This window comes from Psychrobacter sp. PSi21 (assembly GCF_054960615.1).
On sequence record NZ_JBHNYR010000005.1, the window covers coordinates 93585 to 107808 of the forward strand.

A 14224-nucleotide genomic window follows, 5' to 3' on the forward strand; every position below is an offset into this window, starting at 1 on the left:
CTTGGTTGACGCTTAAGTTAAACATTTTTAAATAAACAAAACCCCGTATCGTGATGATGCGGGGTTTTTTAATGATCAAATAAAAAAGTATGAATAATTATCTGTAAACTTTTATTGAATGTTATAATCTATATTCATGAATCGAAAACTCTGAATGACTCCTGCTACTGCTAGACATTATTAGCAGCCATATCTATGGAACATAAAATATGCCGAATAACGTGACACCACCACCAATACCAAAAAATATGACCTCAAGCAGTTATAATGCTGAAGAAGACTACGGCATTATTGATTGGTTTAAAAAAGGCCTGAAAAACTATGTTAACTTCTCTGGTCGGGCCCGCCGTAAAGAGTTTTGGTATTTTTTCTTAGTACAAATGGGTGTGACAATTCTTGCGATGATCGTAGATAGCATCATTTTTAGCTCAGAAACAGGGCTTTTTTATGCGATCGTAGCGCTAGGTCTGTTTTTGCCTAGCCTTGCTGTTACTGCTCGCAGATTACACGATACGGGTCGCTCAGGATGGTGGATTTTGATATCACTTATTCCACTAATAGGTATTGTATTGATCGTATTTCTTGTAATCGATACCAAGCCTGAAGCCAATCGATGGGGTCCACCAGCAAAATAAAAATTTTATTTTGCTTTAAGTGATAAGCGTGTCAGCTGGTTTCTCTTATTATATTATGTATAATGTAAGGGCAGGCGGAAACCGTGGCTCTGCACTTCACCTCTTTTTTCTACTTTCTAACTCGGGACGGACCGATACTTTGATAGGCACTTTTTTTGAATACAGGTGCTTTGGAGTCTTGGTTGATTATCTTATCCCCAGTGAAACGTCGTATTGTCTATGTGACCGTCTTTGAAATCGTTGCTATTATTTTATCTACCGTTATATTGATGAAGCTCAGTCATAGCGATGCGTCAGAATCTCTCCCGATTGCGGTTATGATGTCAATGGCAGCCGTGATTTGGAACTTTATATATAACACCGCTTTTGAAGCGTGGGAACACCGTAGGCGCATCGCCCAGCGTACGCTGTGGATACGCAGCATGCATGCTTTTGGTTTTGAGGGCGGACTGGTGTTGATCTGCGTGCCACTCTATATGGTGTGGTACGATGTTGGTTTGATAAAAGCGTTTATGATGGAGGTCGCGTTACTGCTATTTTTCTTAGTCTATACGTTTACCTTTACATTAGTTTTCGACAGGATATTCGCTTTGCCTTATCACTATAAGTCGGCATCTGCCTCTCGATAAGTATTTGTCCCTTAATTAAAAAGAATCATACAAATCATACATAGGCACTAAAAAAGGCTGTCTGATAGGGACAGCCTTCTTGATCATGCCTTATTTCAGGTAGGTGTGAATTATTTACCTTGATAAACAGGCTTTCGCTTTTCTACAAAAGCGCTAACCCCTTCGATAAAATCATCGGTTTTTGCCATTACGGTTTGCTGCGCCACTTCCATATCTAGCGCGTCGCTTAAACCTGCAAAAGCATGCACATTCAAGCTCTCTTTCATTGCCGCCAAGGCCTTGCCTGGCAGTTGGCTCAAACGCAGCGCCAATGCCTGTACGGTGGCGTCTAGCTCGTCAGCACTTACCACGTTATTCACCAGATTTAAGCGCGCCATATCGTCTGCGGTGAGTTTGTCTCCCAGCATCACAAGCTCAGTTGCTTTGGCAGCACCTACCAGCTCATTCAATAAATAAATACCGCCAGCGTCAGGCACTAAACCAATATTGACAAAGGCTTGCACAAATTTGGCGTTATCTGCCGCAATACGAAAATCACAGGTCAGCGCCAAGTTCATGCCAGCGCCTGCCACCGCGCCTGCTAGTTTGGCAATGATGGGCTTATGAATATCGCGTAGCTTTAGGCTGATTTCGCCTGCGCCTTGTACCATTCCTCTTAGTTTGTTCGAGACAATATCTTTATTCAGCCCCTCAGACAGCATCTCTTTGATATCGCCGCCGCTTGAGAAGTTGCCACCAGCCCCTTGCAAAATAATCACCCGCACCTGATCATCGGCTGCTGCCTTGTCTAGCGCTGTCATGACATTATTTTTTAAAGGTGTACCAAAGGCATTAAGACTTTTTGGGTCATTAAAGGTGATGGTGGCAATATGGTTTTCGACTTGATAATCGACGATAGGCTGTGACATTTGATACTTCCTTATATTCAATGATGGTTTCAAACGGTTATTTGTGCGCCTGTATAGGAGATATTGAGACAAATTGGTGATAACCAATAACGCAATGCTGATTACTATAGCAGTTTGCACCTATTATAAAAGCGGATTTTGTGGGCGCAGCAGCTACCGATTGATGATGTGCTGACACTATTGGTTACATAGACGCTGCCAAACGAGGCTACAAAATATCATGACTGTCATTTATGCTGGATGGTGTTTCTAATAGCACTTCTGGTACGGGAGTGTGCCCAATTTATTTTAGCCAGCAAGGATGTGATTATGCCGTTTATGCAAATCAATGGTGCCAATATTCATTATGAGGACAGTGATCCTTATGATCAGCACAAGCCAGTGATGGTGTTCGCGCATGGACTGCTGTGGAGTGCGCGCATATATGATGAGCAGGTGGCTCATTTTAGCGCGCATTATCGCTGTATTACCTTTGATTTTCGTGGTCAAGGTCAGTCACAGATTACCAAAACTGGCTATGATATGGACAGTTTAACCAACGATACTGAGGCGCTGCTTGAGGCGCTTGGTATCGAGCAGTATCACTTTGTCGGACTATCGATGGGTGGGTTTGTCGCACAGCGACTGGCCATTCGCCACCCTGATCGTATATTGTCGTTGGTATTGATTGCCACTTCAGCCGATCCTGAAGATGTCGATAATGCGCCTAAATATATGAAGCTGGTGAATGCCATTCGCTGGCTTGGTATGAAGCGAGTCAGTAAAAAGGTGTTGCCCATTATGTTTGGTGAGCAATTTTTGACCGACAAAGGGCGCAAGGATGAGTGCAAAGCTTGGCTTGAGCAGCTCCAAGCCAATCACAAATTGGGTACAACGCGTGCGGCGCTCGGCGTGATAGAGCGTGAAGGCGTGTATGAAAAAATCAGCAAGATTACCGCGCCGACATTGGTTATTGTTGGTGACCAAGATGTGGCAACACCTTATCCCAAAGCGGAGCGTATGCATTTTGCCATCTCAGGATCAAAGCTTTTAGTTTTAAAAGGTGCAGGACATACGGCAACGATAGAAACGCCTGAAAAGATCAATACGGCGATTAGTCAGTTTTTGATCACTTGCCTATAATCACCACCGTACAATCCAAAAAAAACCGCTATCGTATGTGATAGCGGTTTTTTTGTGCATGTGGTCGATGCGGCGTTCACCAGTATTTTTTATAACAAGGATTGTAGGTCGGCAGTGCTGTCATCAATGGTTCCGAACACTTGAGCACGGTTGACCACCTCAGTTGCCCATGCGCGGTGCGTGGCAGGCTCTAGCATGGTGTCGTTGTATTTGAAAACTGCTTTGGCCTCAGCGTGCAAGATGGCTTCTGCTTCATCCAGCACACTCGTTGGCACGCAGTAGGCTTGTTGTACCAATGCGATTTGGCTTGGATGAATGACGGTTTTTCCTACCAAACCTAAGCCGACATCACGAGTCAACTCTTGCATAAATAGGGTTGGACTGTCTAAATACTCAAAGACAGGCGCGGTCAAATAAAAGCCATGTGGTACAAAACAGCTAAGCAACTGGTAGGCGAGCGTACCAATAGGGGTGTCATAAACAATGTTATTTTTTGGACGGCGTAGGCGCAGCGCCGAAAACAAGTCATTGCCGCCGATACGCAGAGCAAAGATAGGCTGGACAAAGGCCTCTTTAAAGGCAATGGCTAATTCTTGGTTATGATGTTGATCAAACAAGGCGGCGGTTTCAAGCGTTGGCATCAGTAGCTGTTCGGCGCTTAAGTTCTGGCACGCCATTCGCCAGTTAGACAGGCTATACATATCGACTTTGGGTAATACAAAGCCATCTAATAGGTCAATATGCTCAAACGCTGCCAATTGCTGTAGCATCATTGGGCTACGCGGACGTACAAATACCAGCGGCCGCGTGGGCTGCTGCGGTTGGTGTTTTGTGTCGTTGGTAGCATCTGATGGCTCATTGATACTGTCGAGGTGCGTTGCCCAGGTATGGAGTAGGGTTTGGAGTTGTGTGAGCGCCATTTCCACATCTGCGTGGCTGACCGCATCTTCTAGGCAGATAATAATGCTATTGATCGTCGGTAGCTTGTCGCGCTTAATCACTTGCCAGATGTCTTTTCGCGTTGCTGGCATGTACAAGCTCGCTCCCAGCTGATAAGGATGATGGGTATGCGGCTTGACCATCGCGTGACGCTCAGTGATTTGGTGGGCGTAAGATTGCGTGTGATTTTGAAAGCTAAATAAAGTATCTGGCATAGAATAAGGTCACATGTAATGGTCGATGAATGGAACAAATAAACAAGTTAAGTAACGTTATTTGCGACGTTACTCAGTGCTACGCTGTTTGATTAAGGTAATGGCCTGATAGGGCAGTATCTGATCGCCTAATATCGTCACCGTAATATCACGCTGCGCGCATAAGTGCCGTAGTAACGCAGTATCAGGATGATCAGGCGACGCCAGCAGCACTTGCTCAGGGTCACGGCGCAATATGGCACGTGTGGCTTCAGCAATGGTCGGCTTAATGCGGTTGCGATTGGTGATGGCATATTGCTGTGCCACATCATCGATCAGCGCAGCGGTGTGATAGCGCGGCATCTGATGGGTTGACAGCAGTTGAGGTGTGACCATCAGCTGCTTGCGCCTCTCATCAATATGTGTGATAAAGGCCAGACTGCGATCGGCAGCGGCCAAGTTATCATAAAATACGCTACGGTGGAGACCTATTTGCGGCTCGGTATATAAACTGCGCGAAATCAAACCAGATACTGTGCTGTTCAGTAGTCCTGAGGGAATCAGCCAGTCTTCACCACTGGCTGACAGCCAAGCTACCCCAGCAGGATCTGCCAGCGTCAACAACGGTATCACGCCTGTACCTTGATGAAAAATATTGCCAAAATGCAGATGCGACTGCTGGCTAAATGGCTCAAGACTGCGTGCCAGCTCTTGATAAATTGCGCCTTTACCCGTCCAGCCATCAACAAACACAATCGGACTGTCAGGGTAAGTGGACAGTAGCAGCGCCAGTGCGCGGGTATCGAGGCCGCGATCTCGGATAATGCTCATGCCATAGTGCCGACTGGGTAATGCATAGCCCTGATCACTATCTGCCAGTGCGCGCTGTAGCAGCACCCCAACTGGCAAGCCTGCGCGCACCAAACTGACCAGTACGAGCGGTTTGTCTTTGGTAACGTTTTTCTGAAACTGCTGATGCAATGCGTATGCCAAGTTAGCAATATCGGTTGCCATGCGATCAGCGCCTTCGTCAAGCGCTTGTTCGTACAGCATTTCGTGCATGTCGGTTGGTGCGTGCTCCAAGGTCAGCATGTCAGAATAATGCCGCTGTCCACTTTGGATCAGTGCCTCTTTTTGGGTCACTGGCACGTCAGCGACTGCATCTTTAGCCACAATATCGAGCAGTACAGTCACATCACTGGGCGGATAGCTGCCAGAGCCGTAACGGCTGATATCCAGCATATCAGGGTTGGTATCGTGGCGTGGATGCGTCACTGCTGCGTGAGGGCTACGAATAGATGTACTCATGATAACTGCCATGTTTGTAATTGAGAATGAAGCTGTCCGCGACTGGGCATACCGTACCAATCCAGCTGCTGCAAAAAGGGCAAATCGGCCAAACTGTCACCAAAGCCAAAGCTGGGGCGTGCACTGTCTAGACACTGCGTCAATAAAAACTGTACCGCATGCTGCTTGTGAATGGCATGGGGCAAGATTGCCAAATTATTGGCGTTTACATGCACATAAAAATCTGCCGCAAAATCAGGGATAAGCGTCGGCAACTGCTGCGCCAAATCAGCCAAGGCTTGATGGTCTTTGTTGGCATGTTTGACGGCCACATAAATTGTCAAGCTACTACCATCAAAGGTATCGCTATGCGGTGTCAATACCAAGTTCTGATTGCCATCGCCAAGCTGATCGCTGTATTGTTTTAAGCGCTCAGTAAGCAGGTGCATTTTGTCTTGTAGCGGTATCAGCTGCGACTGGCTATGCTGCTGCCACTCGCTCAGTAGGCTGCCGTCAGGGCGAACAATCACTGCGCCATGTGTGAGCACTTGCCAACTGTCAAAAGGCAGCTTCACGCGCTTTATTTCCGCAGTATCGCGTGCGGTGACGACGATCAGCTCGGTACTGGCAAGCAGCCAGTTAAAAAAGCTCGCTTGGCGCTGACTCATAAAACTGAGTGGTTCGCCTTGCTTGTTGACTGTCGCACATACCAGATGCTCTGGCTCGGCTGTCGGCACCTGCCAAGCATCAATCTTGCGCTGGGTTTGAAATAGGGTATCGTCTAGATCCATTAGCGTATAGGGCCTGACGATATCAGGGCTTTGCTTGAAAAAAGTCGTAGTCATAGATGAGGTCATAAAAGTATCCATCAATATTCAATATAAAGTCGATCAAATAGGGCAATGCATGGTGTTTTATTGATATATTATTTGCGATTACGGACCTATTGCTCAGTAGGACTGATTACCACCACATTATCCAAACCTGTCCACATCGCATCCACGCTGTCAGTTGGCGTTTCCACACACAAAACAATCAAATCCCATGCCTCAGGCTCGACGTTGTAGACAAAGTTGGTCATCCCCAGCCCGTAATTATCACTAAAGCTCAGCATCGCAGTGATCGCGCCGCCAGTGGCAATCGGTGAGCGAGTAATGGCGCTAAATTTGACCATAGAGTCGGTGTTAGCACAGTTGTTTTTAGGTGCTTGATGCTCGGTATGTCGCTGTAGCCATTCTGCCAATAAGAACGGCAGCCACACAAACTCATTACTGCCCAGTACCAATATTTTTTGCGGCAAAATCACATCATCAAACGTATTCTGATGCTGATAAGCGGCAAGGCATTTTTGAAATTGTGCCAAATACGCTGCAAAACCAGAGGTACTGTCCAAAGTCGGTGCGCGTCCCCAGTTGCCTGTGGGTGCAATTGGCTGGCTGCCTGCTTCAGTGGTGTCAACGGCAGGCATGTGGATCGGTTCAGGGTTTGGTGCATCCGTCCATTGCCACGCACCCGAGAGCAAGTGATGACGATAAAAATCAATATCAGGCAAACGTGCTGCCATGCTATCTTGTGCGCCTGCTAGCTCATCATTGGTTTGACCAATCGACCAATCGACCAATGTGGTCAGATGTACTGCTTCAAGCTGGGTCAAACCTGCAGCGCGCAGGGCAGTGACCACATTGATGCAAGTGTTGCCCGTTGACGCTTCATCATCGACCATGATTAACGTTTTGCTGGTCAGTACTTGCGCCTGTGTTTTGGCATCCTGACTTTTATAAATCAAATGACTGCTGGCGTGGCTGTGATCTTCACTAAAAGTCGCCAGCAAACGCTCAGTGTCTTGCGCACTGTGCTGCGCATGACGTGTGGAGTTGAGCAGTAGCGCATTGGGATAGCGCGTTTGTAAGGCTTGGTGTACGCCCGCAGACAAACCCACTGCTGTTTCTGCCATACCGATAACCAAAATTGGCTCAGGCAGATTATCAGGAATAAAGCTTGCCAAATCCGTAAATGCCTGCCGCATGGTACGCGGCGCGACAGGGATATGACGTCCCAGTACTTTGGACACAAACAAAAAAGCGCGCTTAGGATTGATGCGCTGCGCGAAATCCAATAAATCTTCAAGCTGGTAGGGCTGATGGTTTTCGCACTGACGATGTTGGTTGGTGCTGGTAGCCTCATTTATCCGATAAGTGAGATCCAGCGTACCGCGAGGTAATTTAATAGCGTAATTTTGTTTCATAGAGGCATCATTTATAATCATAAAAAGGGTTTCATATTATATGGCTTTAAAAGCCTAGTATTTCTTTTGCTAAATTTAATTCTTGGGCTTTTTCTTCAAGCACCAGCCTGACAGCATCAGGTAAGCTGGTATATTTATCAGGATGGAAGTCCTTCATTTTTAATCTATAGGCACGGCGCATCTCATCAACCGTTGCACCTTCTGATAGACCTAGGATGCTCAATGCTTTTAGAGTGTCAGAATCTTTTGTCGATTCCTGTTGATTGTTAAAATTTTCAAATACAGAATAAACATCTTGTTGCACGTCATTGCTTATTCCCATCAACTTGCTAAGATTTTTAATCTCTGCCAAACCACTTTCGATGGTTGACCATTTACCTGATTCCAGATTGTTCAGGATGATTCGAGCTGATGCATAAAAAATAATGTTTTTATCATCGATTGTGTTTTCTCTGTTATTGAAATCTGTCACGCACTCTTTTAGCACTATTGGCCTTTTGGATAACATTTTCATATTATCTCTTAGAAAATCCTGTTCTTCCTTATCATTTTCTATATATTTAGAAAATACTTTTTTAATGACTTGGATGTTTTCCTTAGACCAAGATTTGGATGCTTCTGTATCTCCTTTTTTAATAGAAAAATAAGCGAGAACTTCAAGCGTAGGCATAAACCATTCCATCATCAAAAAAGGTCTGGAGTCTATTTTAATCTCTTCTTCAGATTTTAATTTATCAAATATAGTGCCATTTTTTAGTAAGGAGACCTCAAAATTTACGGAAATATCCTTATTTCTAGGTAGGATCAAAGCGTTTATTGGTACAGTGATAAAATAAAGACCGTTATGATTACGAGATCCCATTACAAAATTGCCTTGATCATCGTTAAAAAGATCATGATAGCTTTTTACATATTGACCCTGATATAGGATTTCAAGAATGATAATTTCTATATCTTGAGGAATGGTATCTATTTTTAAATATAGATATTTGTCTTCTATCCTTGTTGTATAAGAGTAGTTTTTGGGCTTAACATTATCTGAAGTCACGCTATCATCATCGTTTGATAGATGCCCTATGATAAAGAAAACAGCGACTATAATTATTATATAAATCATATATATTTACTCAATCTGGTTTATTGAAAATATTTTCGTAAAATTTATATTGATTTTCTGATATATATAATAATTCAATATTATATTGGTTACAGGTTATGAATATTATTTTTTGAGAAATATCATGAGTTTTTTAATAATGCTGGTTTTTAGAACATTGTGCTGATATATGATAAGATTTTTCTATTCTCTTAACAAAGAGTATTTCAACAAAAAAAGTACCTTTCTTTAACCCTGACAGCCCACCATCCACAACGCACCTCGGCTTTGTTTGCTCAGCTGTGGTGTGGACAGCGGCGTGGGTGATATGGCAGCTAGTGCAGGACTGTCTTGTTCATGGGCAGGTGTCATAAGGCTAATACCTGCACTGGTCAAGAGCGCTGATAGTAATTGAAACTTCACCGCATAGTTCATATTTTGTGCCTGTTCATGTTGATAAGTCGCCGTTACCATACCCACAACGCCGCCTGTTGGTAGTAAGAGTGGACTGCCGCTAGAGCCAGGCTGAATGGGTGCAGTGAACTGCAAATAGCGGATATCATCACCAAGACCAGTCAACCCTGATATACAACCTTGAGTGACCTGTAGTTGTTGGCTTAAGCTGGACAATGGAAAGCCTAACGTAGTAACGGTCTCACCCAGCATGTCAAAGCCATGTTGCGCCAGTGGCAAATAACTGGGCAGCGGTGTGCTGACTCGAATCAAGGCACAGTCACTGCCAATATCGCTCAGCACCACATGCGCCTCGCGGTCAGGTTGTCCTTGCTGCCGTATGCCAATCAGCGCTGCCGATTCAATAACGTGGTGACAGGTCAGCAAATGATAAGGGTCAATGGCAAAAGCAGTGCCAGTCCATGTTTCACCTGCTTGTACCTGCCGCGGCGGGCGCTGGGTTTGCTGCTCCTGCTGCTGTTGTTCTTGCTGAATGCGCGCGTGTGTGTGCGGCGGACGCGTGTCAAGACCGACCTGAACCCGCTGCTCCAGACGCGCTAAACCTTGAGTAGATATCTCACCCAGCGCACGGCATTTGAACTGCCCACCGCGCTGATATATCTCAAGTACAATCGCTGCTTTGGCATGCCGTTCATTAACAGCAAAATCATAACGTACGGTGTGATTGAGTGATAACTGGATATCACTCATCTCTATAGCAGGCAGCGTCTGAGTAGGGTCATGATACACATAGGCAATAAGCTGCAAAAAGTGTACCCCTTGCTGCTCAAATAGGGCAGCTAAGTCCAGTCGCCATTCACACGGCGTATTGGGGTTGTCTATTTGTGCCCAAGCCTTGGGGTCATGCAAATAAGCAGGACTACACGCCGCGTGGCGATTTGCGTCTAATGGCAGCCATAGCAAGCCGAGCTGCTCACCAAAACGCAATGGTTGTGATGCCGCAAAGCTAACGGTACAGGGCGCTTGAATGACGGTATTGGCACCCAGCGTTAATATGGTCTGTGCGGTCATAAGCTGTCCCTTATCATATCAGTCGTTACGTGTCTCTCTATGGACGTTTAGCTCTTACCAAGATTGATAGCGATTAGTAACCTGTTGGTGCTCTATATCTTCACACTGACCATGATAGAGCGCACCTGACAGGGTGTGATTTGTGCAATACTGTCGCTAAGCTGCGGCTTATCAGTCAGACCGAGCCAGTAACCAAAGCCCACTTGAGTCAAGTCAAGACCGCTGTGACGAGTATAGCCAATGCCGCCAGCTGGGCGGCTATTGATTTCGAGCACACGGTGCTGTCCATCATCATCGGCTTTGGTCTGTACGCTGACCACACCATCACAGCCAAAGGCTTTAATCAATGGAATCACCACTGCCATGACCGACTCGTCATAGCCAAGATGCTGGATTTTGCCCGTTTTATAGCGTGTGACCGCCGCCAGTACCTCTCCATGTTCACAGACCACATCGATGGAGTATTCGCGGCCTGACAGATAGGGCATGAGCAACATTGGGATGGGACGCTCCTGTACCATTTGGCTGTTTTGATAAGCATTGATAAATTGCTCAGTACTGATTTTTTTGTCTTCTGTAAAATACAAATGCTCAAAGCTGTCCCAATGCGTGCGCGCACTATCAATCATTGCGGTATCAAGTCGCCAAAAGCCTTGAGCAAAAATACCTGAAACAGGTTTGACGCATAATGGTTGGTCGCCATGCTGGGCAAGCAGCGCGTTTAGCTCATCAATATTATCAAAGCGCCAGCTGTCTGCTACTGGAATGTCATGCGTGTGACAGTGCTGCATAAAGCTGAACTTGTCATCAATCATGTCAAGCGCTGATACACTGGTGGCCCCTGTCAACAGGCGAATCCCCGCCGCTTCGAACAGCTGACGTTGTGCTTCGTATTCACGGCCATTACGCCCCGTGAGCAGTACCTTCACATTATTCGCTTGGGCATGCTCAAGTACAAACTGCCAACGAGGCATTGTTTCTATACTTGCTGCTGTAGTTGTCGTCTCGTTGTCATCGGTGCGGCTGGCTTGTGGCTCATAGTAGACTTGATCGGCAAACTCAAATATCTCAGGGCGCTCAGATCGGTGCGAGGCAATAACCGCAATAGACGTATTAGTGGCTGATTTAAGGGCTTGTAAGCTCTCTAGCATATCACGCTGGCTAGACTGTGCTTCGGCCAGCCAAGCAGCAATTGGGGCAGTGGTGCGGTCATTCATAATGCAACTATCGTTCATAAGTCTCTCAAGGCTATCAATGATATAGGTGCTGGTTATTATATACCACCACAGGTGATGTGGCGGCTGAAAATAGGATCAATCTTGGCCATTTTGGGCAACGACTGGCCCAGTAAATGCTGAAATGATGTTGATAGAACACACACAAGCAGCAGCGTCGTCAAAGATTGCTGTCATGCTACTATACTATGCATAACAATCATAATAGTATGGTGCGAGTAGACCCTATCTTTCATATTTTTAATCGCGCCAAAAATGTGCGACGATGACCGTATACAGGGTTAACCCTATTTCCATTTATCTTCATAAAGGACTCATGATGAGCCAAACCTTAATTGCTGGTGCCAATGCCCCGCTACCGACAGATCAGATCAGTATTCGTATTCTCAGTCAAAACCCCATTGACTGCGCCGCTTATCGCCTAACCTCTACAGGCCGGGTGCGCGGTGATGGCGACATGATTTTTTATGGTCAAACCCAAAGTGATGATGGCACTGTCAGCCGTCGCGGTCATGACAGCGACGGGTTTTTTGACATCAATTTGGCCGCGCAGCCTGCCACGATTGAAAAAATCGCGTTGGCTTTCTCAAGCAACCAAACTTTAGCGCAGATTGGCGATGTGGATATTCAAGTCTTACAAGGCAGCCAAGTGTTGCTCACCTGTCCGCTGAGTGCTGCTAACCGTCATGAAAAGGCCATCATCATGGCTGAATGCTACCGCAGACAAGGCAGCTGGAAGTTCCGGTTTATCGCCCAAGGCTTTAATGGCGGATTAAAACCATTGTCTGAGCATTTTGGTGTCGAGATCGCCGATGAGGCGCCGCCACCTGCGCCCAATCCCACTGCAAATAGCAGCGTCAATACGCAAAAACCCACACCGCTGCCCATACCCAGTGCAGCACCTGCACCCACACCTGCCGTCAGACTCAGCAAAGTCACCTTGACCAAAAACCAATCGAGCATCAATCTCAAAAAACGCGATGACTTTGGTAAGATTGCGGTCAACCTAAACTGGAACCAGCGGCCAGATACCAGCAAACAGGCACCAAAAAAAGGATTGTTGTCAGACTTGTTTAAACAGCACCAAGCAAGCGGGATTGACCTTGACGTAGGTGCGATGATTCATCTAAAAAATGGTGAAAAAACCTTGATTCAAGCCTTAGGTAAGCGCTTTGGCAGTTTGCAGTCGCCACCGTATGTTTGTTTGCGCGGCGATGACAGAACAGGGCAGGTGAGTGATGGCGAATGGCTGGACATCAACGGCCAGCAGTGGGCGCACATTCAAGAAGTGTTTATTTTTGCTTTTATCTATGAAGGCGCACCCAACTGGGCGCAGACCGATGGCGTGGTGACCATCCATGCGCCCGATCAGCCGCCGATTGAGACGCGTCTTACCGAAGGAGCGGGCAACTTGCCCATGTGTGCCATTGCACGTCTGGTCAATCAACAAGGCAGCATCAACGTCGAACGTATCAACCAATACTATAAAGGCCATCAAGAGATGGACAAAGCCTTTAACTGGGGCTTTAGTTGGAAGCGCGGCAGCAAATAATGATTGTATAGTGACAACAAATGATCAGCTTCGATTTGTCGTGGGGCTGATCTGCTAGATTTTATTGAGGGTGAGTACGATGAGCCGTGCTCGCATTGACGGTTTCTAACTTTTGGTAAGGCGCTCTTTTTGGTAGGTATTGAGCTGCACTTGTAATTGTGCCAGCTTTTTATTGATCATCTCGCGGTTTTTGGCTGACTTCATCCAATGGGGCAGTCTTGAGATCATACTTCCGTTACCTGCTGCTACGCTGCGCTCTCTCAGCCCTGCATTAATATATGTATGTAGCTCAGTCAAATGTATCTGATTAAATACCCAAATTTTGCCAAATCGGCAAGGTTTTTGTAAAAATAGGGGCAAACCAAAATCAGGATCGATGCCTAACGATGCCTCATAATATGGATAAACATAGTTTTTATCGATTAGTATATTGTTGGTTTTATCACAAGTTGGACAGTGTCTAACAGCGTTGCTAGGTAGGGTATGTTGATTAGAAGACAGCATGATTTCTACGGTAGGCAAACCTGTACCACAGTAGCGGCAGTAACAGGGATTTAATAGGCGACAAGGGCCAGCCCAATCCTGTTGCTGTTGGTTTCTTGTCAATGACAGCTGGCAATGTCGACAAGTGAACTTGGCACCGCCTCTCTCTCTATTGTCTGCTGTTCGATAGTGATAATCATCAATCTCGCCTACAGTGTCGCACTGATTGCAGTGTACGATACTTTGTACGGCATAGTGTCTTAAAAAATGACCTTTGTCGATATGTCTTAATGGCATCGTTATTCGCATTCAGAGGTACATGACTCAGGATACAACAAGCAAAAAAACAACTCAACGAAAGTCGTTGAGTTGTTTTTGATGATTGCTATTAACCACAGAGGGCTAGAGGTAACT

13 protein-coding genes are annotated in these 14224 nt (G+C 46.0%); 4 read left to right on the forward strand and 9 right to left on the reverse strand.

From position 1 onward, the window contains the following. The first annotated feature begins 209 nt into the window (after positions 1 to 209). Positions 210 to 635, forward strand: a complete 426-nt coding sequence (locus ACFI32_RS05055) for a DUF805 domain-containing protein (RefSeq protein WP_462625416.1) — start codon at positions 210 to 212, stop codon at positions 633 to 635. Between the two features lie 155 nt (positions 636 to 790). Further along, complete coding sequence (locus ACFI32_RS05060) at positions 791 to 1264, forward strand: PACE efflux transporter (protein ID WP_462625417.1); 474 nt, start codon at positions 791 to 793, stop codon at positions 1262 to 1264. Positions 1265 to 1374: 110 nt separating this feature from the next. Here ACFI32_RS05060 and ACFI32_RS05065 read toward each other — a convergent pair whose 3' ends face one another. Next, on the reverse strand, positions 1375 to 2172 hold the full coding sequence (locus ACFI32_RS05065) for an enoyl-CoA hydratase/isomerase family protein (protein ID WP_462625418.1): 798 nt from the start codon (positions 2170 to 2172) through the stop codon (positions 1375 to 1377). Positions 2173 to 2481: 309 nt separating this feature from the next. Between ACFI32_RS05065 and ACFI32_RS05070 the strand changes: the two genes are divergently transcribed. Further along, positions 2482 to 3294, forward strand: a complete 813-nt coding sequence (locus ACFI32_RS05070) for an alpha/beta fold hydrolase (protein WP_462625419.1) — start codon at positions 2482 to 2484, stop codon at positions 3292 to 3294. Between the two features lie 89 nt (positions 3295 to 3383). Here ACFI32_RS05070 and ACFI32_RS05075 read toward each other — a convergent pair whose 3' ends face one another. From ACFI32_RS05075 to ACFI32_RS05105, 7 genes are all read right to left on the reverse strand, one after another. After that, positions 3384 to 4448, reverse strand: coding sequence for an HpcH/HpaI aldolase/citrate lyase family protein (locus ACFI32_RS05075; RefSeq protein ID WP_462625420.1), 1065 nt, complete (start codon positions 4446 to 4448; stop codon positions 3384 to 3386). Between the two features lie 69 nt (positions 4449 to 4517). Next, the gene (locus ACFI32_RS05080) at positions 4518 to 5669 is read right to left on the reverse strand and encodes a cysteine protease StiP domain-containing protein (protein WP_462625495.1); all 1152 of its coding nucleotides are present in this window, start codon (positions 5667 to 5669) and stop codon (positions 4518 to 4520) included. Between the two features lie 62 nt (positions 5670 to 5731). Continuing rightward, positions 5732 to 6559 carry an HAD hydrolase family protein gene (locus ACFI32_RS05085; protein ID WP_462625421.1) on the reverse strand — a complete coding sequence of 276 codons (828 nt, stop codon included), beginning with the start codon at positions 6557 to 6559 and terminating at the stop codon, positions 5732 to 5734. A gap of 98 nt (positions 6560 to 6657) precedes the next feature. After that, the gene (locus tag ACFI32_RS05090; protein WP_462625422.1) at positions 6658 to 7959 is read right to left on the reverse strand and encodes a phosphoribosyltransferase domain-containing protein; all 1302 of its coding nucleotides are present in this window, start codon (positions 7957 to 7959) and stop codon (positions 6658 to 6660) included. A gap of 46 nt (positions 7960 to 8005) precedes the next feature. After that, entirely contained in the window at positions 8006 to 9007 is a 1002-nt protein-coding gene (locus ACFI32_RS05095; RefSeq protein WP_462625423.1) for a J domain-containing protein, read from the reverse strand. Positions 9008 to 9304: 297 nt separating this feature from the next. Then, positions 9305 to 10540, reverse strand: a complete 1236-nt coding sequence (locus tag ACFI32_RS05100; protein ID WP_462625424.1) for a S1 family peptidase — start codon at positions 10538 to 10540, stop codon at positions 9305 to 9307. Between the two features lie 92 nt (positions 10541 to 10632). Further along, positions 10633 to 11757 carry an ATP-grasp domain-containing protein gene (locus tag ACFI32_RS05105; RefSeq protein WP_462625425.1) on the reverse strand — a complete coding sequence of 375 codons (1125 nt, stop codon included), beginning with the start codon at positions 11755 to 11757 and terminating at the stop codon, positions 10633 to 10635. 337 nt (positions 11758 to 12094) lie between these two features. Here ACFI32_RS05105 and ACFI32_RS05110 point away from each other — a divergent pair, with 337 nt between their 5' ends. Next, entirely contained in the window at positions 12095 to 13327 is a 1233-nt protein-coding gene (locus tag ACFI32_RS05110) for a TerD family protein (RefSeq protein ID WP_462625426.1), read from the forward strand. A gap of 105 nt (positions 13328 to 13432) precedes the next feature. Here ACFI32_RS05110 and ACFI32_RS05115 read toward each other — a convergent pair whose 3' ends face one another. Continuing rightward, complete coding sequence (locus ACFI32_RS05115) at positions 13433 to 14107, reverse strand: hypothetical protein (protein ID WP_462625427.1); 675 nt, start codon at positions 14105 to 14107, stop codon at positions 13433 to 13435. Positions 14108 to 14224 lie beyond the last annotated feature (117 nt).

What these genes read in the sequence shown, in the direction of transcription:
- ACFI32_RS05055 (WP_462625416.1), top strand. Translation starts at nt 210, where the DNA reads ATGCCGAATAACGTGACACCACCACCAATACCAAAAAATATGACCTCA.
- ACFI32_RS05065 (WP_462625418.1), bottom strand. Translation starts at nt 2,172, where the DNA reads ATGTCACAGCCTATCGTCGATTATCAAGTCGAAAACCATATTGCCACC.
- ACFI32_RS05070 (WP_462625419.1), top strand. Translation starts at nt 2,482, where the DNA reads ATGCCGTTTATGCAAATCAATGGTGCCAATATTCATTATGAGGACAGT.
- ACFI32_RS05075 (WP_462625420.1), bottom strand. Translation starts at nt 4,448, where the DNA reads ATGCCAGATACTTTATTTAGCTTTCAAAATCACACGCAATCTTACGCC.
- ACFI32_RS05080 (WP_462625495.1), bottom strand. Translation starts at nt 5,669, where the DNA reads ATGCTGGATATCAGCCGTTACGGCTCTGGCAGCTATCCGCCCAGTGAT.
- ACFI32_RS05085 (WP_462625421.1), bottom strand. Translation starts at nt 6,559, where the DNA reads ATGACTACGACTTTTTTCAAGCAAAGCCCTGATATCGTCAGGCCCTAT.
- ACFI32_RS05090 (WP_462625422.1), bottom strand. Translation starts at nt 7,959, where the DNA reads ATGAAACAAAATTACGCTATTAAATTACCTCGCGGTACGCTGGATCTC.
- ACFI32_RS05100 (WP_462625424.1), bottom strand. Translation starts at nt 10,540, where the DNA reads ATGACCGCACAGACCATATTAACGCTGGGTGCCAATACCGTCATTCAA.
- ACFI32_RS05105 (WP_462625425.1), bottom strand. Translation starts at nt 11,757, where the DNA reads ATGAATGACCGCACCACTGCCCCAATTGCTGCTTGGCTGGCCGAAGCA.
- ACFI32_RS05110 (WP_462625426.1), top strand. Translation starts at nt 12,095, where the DNA reads ATGAGCCAAACCTTAATTGCTGGTGCCAATGCCCCGCTACCGACAGAT.
- ACFI32_RS05115 (WP_462625427.1), bottom strand. Translation starts at nt 14,107, where the DNA reads ATGCCATTAAGACATATCGACAAAGGTCATTTTTTAAGACACTATGCC.